Origin of the sequence: Vibrio neptunius, from assembly GCF_000967495.1 — a bacterium.
Classification (GTDB): domain Bacteria; phylum Pseudomonadota; class Gammaproteobacteria; order Enterobacterales; family Vibrionaceae; genus Vibrio; species Vibrio neptunius.
The window spans coordinates 1-4205 of the sequence record NZ_JXXU01000049.1 but is presented as its reverse complement, the minus strand read 5'-3'; the positions used below and the strand labels follow the sequence as shown (position 1 = coordinate 4205).

Genomic DNA, 4205 nt, shown 5'->3' with positions numbered 1-4205 from the left:
AGCGATGACTTTAGCGACACCGCCAGCCAAGATACGTTAAGCGCTTTGGTCGAGGACTACCGCAGCCCAGATACCAAATGGTTGGCAGACCAACAAGCGCAAAAACCAACCGATGTCGGTCTAGATATTGGAACCAATCAAAGAACCTACCACCTCGCTGCTAATGAGCTGGCTGAAACCATGCAAAAAAGCCACAGCGAGAAAAAAGACGGCACCTTAGTGGTGTTGTTTGACCCGGTTGGCCGCCAGCGCGATATTGCCCATAACCTCAAAAATACCATCGCTGAAGGTCAAGCTTATCGAGAAAACAATCTCTATCCATTAACGATAGGCACTTATGCAAAAGCCTGTATCGACAGCCCTGTGCCACAAGTGAGTCAAGCCGCGCAAGAAAACTTAGATACCCAAGCGCTCACTGAGTTTTTAGAGAAAAGTCAACTCAAAATGGATAAGGTGTCGAAACAGACACAGCAATGGCTGGCGCTGATGGATTATTTTGTCGCTGGAGAGGGGGCAACAAACGAAGTCGGCTCGCTCACCTGTTACCTGCACCATTATTTTGACCTTCGCCAAGAGGGGATTGTAAATCCAGCGCTGGAGTTGGCCAAGTTACTGTTTTTACTTGGCACACTGTTTGAAGGTGTTACCGCCAGCGAGCACGGTATGGATACGATGGACGATTGGGTTGGCCAAGCCTTCGTCACCGATACTCTTACTCCTAACGATAACGCTCTGGGAATTATGTTTAAAGGTGCAAGGCTCATTTTTACCCAATGCCAAGGTGGTGATTGGCGTGAACTGTCGGCCTATGTCTCCAAGTATATGCTCATTTCCCTAGGTCACTTTTTAGCGCGTATTCCTGTGGCATTTTCTTATATCGGTCAACAAGCGGGAAAGTGGTCTAAAATTGCAGCGAATGCAGGGCTTGAGCGTTTCTATCGGACGACTTTCCCCAAGATACTGGATGCGATATTGGGGGTAAAGATTAACGGAAACAGAGTTCGAGTGTCACTGGATGAAATGGAAGAATCCCTGAGCAAGCGGGCCAAGCAGGGCAGGGCTGCTACATTGTGGAATAAGACAAAAATCAATTGGCATGAGCAGTTGCTCGATTGGTCGCAAGTCAAAGCCAATGCGAAAAAGACACGTATTTTACAACTGCTTGAGTTAGAAATAACGCCATCTAGCCCCATAGAAACAAAGATTTATTTTGAAAACAGCCAAGTGAAAACCTCGCTGCATTTCGCGGGCGCGTTGGTTGATGTTGGTTTTGCGGCATGGTCTTTTTACTACAATGTGTTAGCCATGTACGATTTGGCCTCGCAACAAGAGTATGCCGAGCTTGACCCCATCAATGATAAGGATGTGCTCTATACGATGGGTAAAATGGGCTCAACATTGTTGGCGTTGGCAGCAGACAGTGCTGCTCTCACCAAGTATGGCGCTAAATCCACTAATGCGCTGGCCTCAGGGTTTAATCGAGTCCTCAGAGCCCATACGTTGGAAAAATATCTCCCCACAATAGGTGCCCATCTGGCCAATAAGCTTGGATTAGAGAATATTATGGCGTACAGCAAGCATGTCGAAGGCCAAGTGGCTAAGGTGCCGGTTAGGGGGTTAGTCGTTGGAGCGAATTTAATGGTCGCGGCGATATATTTTACCGATGCTTCCACTGCCAATCGAAGTGGTAATAACGGGTTACGAGATGGGTACTTAATCGGTGGGGCAGCAAGCCTGTTAGTGATAGGATCTGTTGCCTCTGGCCCGGTTGGCTGGGCGTTTTTCAGTGTCGCGATGCTGGGCCTATTCTTAAGTGGTTACACCATCGCTCGTTTTCAGAAAACCGAGTTAGAGAACCTGCTGTTTAGCTGTTTTTGGGGGAAAAGTAAGTACTACTCATTTTGGGCCGATTTTACTGATGCTGAAAAAGTTAAGAACGTAATACTGAGAAAAAAGAAGATACAATCTTTGACTGATGAGGGAAAAAAACAATACCTTGAAACGGCATTGCAGATTGAATCCCAAGAGTTTATTAACTATTTCTACTGGCCTCAGTTAAAAATAGACAAGACCACTCTCTCCCCACAAGTGATTAAATCCGATAAGCTTTATACGTTCCGTTTTGTTTTACCTGAGTTTAAAATGGGCATTTCTCAGCTTCATGGCACCATGGTCAAAAAGGTTTACACCCGATCGGGCCCTGCGTCAACCGAGCCCATGACCGAGGCTTTTAAACACGCCTTGCTTGCTGCATTCAACAACCCGAAACAGCATGAGTTTAAAGAGGATGGCCTACATTTGACCGTGGAAGTAGAGTGCTCATTTGGAAAAAACCGCGGGCTCGCGAGTGACCTTAGCCTGCAATGGTGTTACGAGCCAGAGCCGTCACTGATGGTGCCTAAACGTATGCTAACCTCATCAGGCAGTATTAAACGCCAGTTGATAGGTATGGTTAATGAACACCCGAACGACAAGTATTAAGGATAAATAATGGAGCGTCGTTTTATTGGCCTATTCACCACCAAAGCCCAGCCTTTTTCTAAGTGGTGGCAGGAGTTTCGTTCTGAGGTCACTGTGGTGCCTATGGACGACCCCTTTGACCCCATTGTCTCAGTGGATGATAAGCTGTTAACTATAAGAACCGGTTACCATAATCGGCGCAACTATTATATTGTGCCATGGATGCTGATGCTGTCGATTCTGGCTACTCACTTTACGATTGACTCATGGCCTAATTTTTCCTCGTTAGCTGAAGACGCTCATCAGACCATCGCACGTATTCAAGAATATCGAAGGACAGGGTATGAACCTATCTATGATATGAATAAGATGGAAACTTATCAAAAAGCCATGCTTAATGGGGAAGGAAAGGTTACCTTTTTCACCTATATGGCGGCGCAATCTATCATAGGAGAGCTAGATTATTTTATAGACAGCATTGTTTTTCTAGGTTTTATGTGGATGATAACTGTGTCTATGTGGATGCTTTTTTTTCTCAAACCCAGAGATGCGGAAATCTATTTTGACCGCCAACGGCAAATTGTTTACAGCTGGCGCCATGGCCGAGTCGGGGCCGCCTACTTTGACAAAATGGGGTTAATTGAAAACCATCTTGGTATTAACCTTGTGTTGCAGTTTGAAAACAAAAAGCAAAAGGGCTACCGCCCGATGGCGATTGTTGGCATTGATACCGGCAAGCTCACTTTTCATGACGAAGCCGATACCACTTATCCACTGGCGCAAATCCTCGCCTTTATGGACCATGGCAAAAGCGCAGTGATCACTGGCTCTTCTTTTAAGCGTGAACCCGCCAAGTTTTTCTGGCGCGTGGATCCTAAACCAGACGACCTTGAGCTACGGGTTAACGCGGCCCTAGAAGCCGAGGGAGATTTGGTTCATCACTACCAAACCCACAGGCCCAAAGGCCACGCGATATAGCGGTGATAGCAAAATGGAACGTCGATTTATTGGACTGTTCACCACCAAAGCCTAGCCTTTTTGCCATTAGGCCTAAAGGCCATGCAATACCGTCATGAAGGATAGATAGGCGTGAAAAGGGATTAATCGATGAGCAGAGTCAATACCCAAGAAACCCTGGTTAGGTTTCGGTATGCACAAAAGTTGGTGGATGGACGAGATGAATTTGTCAATCAGAAAGCTATACCGCCGACTGATCAACCACCAGAGCCATTTATGCAGGTGACTGACGATATTATATCTATCCGTGATGCAAGGCATGCTATTCGCTCCGTTTATCTTGTTCCTGTTGTGATTGCAGTGTGGTTTACCTTTATTTTTATAATAAGCGATTTGGGCTTAAATTCAGCATCCATAAATTATGGGAAAGATCTATTGACTCGCTATCAAGAGAAAGAACAAGAAGGCAGTTACTTTAGCGACCATCAACGAAAGGAATATTTATATTATCAAACAATATTTGCTAGTAATGGTGATTATTCATTGGCAAATTATTTTTTTGCTGTATACAAATTTGGTCGTGAAGGTGTACGTAAGGGCTTAGAAAAAGAATTAAAAGCTACAGGTGTGTCGGCTTTGATCGTTTTTCTTGTGAGTGTGTTTTTCATAAGAACGTTAAGGCCTACTGATATTTTCTTTGATCGAAAACGCGGTATTGTTTATACATGGTTCTATGGCCGTGTGGCCGCTTGTCGATTTGAAAATTTAGGGTTCTTAGAGAAAAGTAC

2 protein-coding genes and 1 pseudogene are annotated in these 4205 nt (G+C 45.1%); all 3 read left to right on the top strand.

Annotated elements, in window-relative coordinates; all coding sequences use genetic code 11:
- Positions 1–2481 (top strand): annotated as a pseudogene (locus tag TW84_RS24615) (hypothetical protein); the annotation flags it as partial.
- A gap of 9 nt (positions 2482–2490) precedes the next feature.
- Positions 2491–3438, top strand: a complete 948-nt coding sequence (locus TW84_RS18230) for a hypothetical protein (RefSeq protein WP_045977054.1) — start codon at positions 2491–2493, stop codon at positions 3436–3438.
- 129 nt (positions 3439–3567) lie between these two features.
- Positions 3568–4205: hypothetical protein (locus TW84_RS18225; RefSeq protein WP_045977053.1), on the top strand; the 638-nt coding region annotated here is incomplete at its 3' end.

What these genes read in the sequence shown, in the direction of transcription:
- TW84_RS18230 (WP_045977054.1), top strand. Translation starts at nt 2,491, where the DNA reads ATGGAGCGTCGTTTTATTGGCCTATTCACCACCAAAGCCCAGCCTTTT.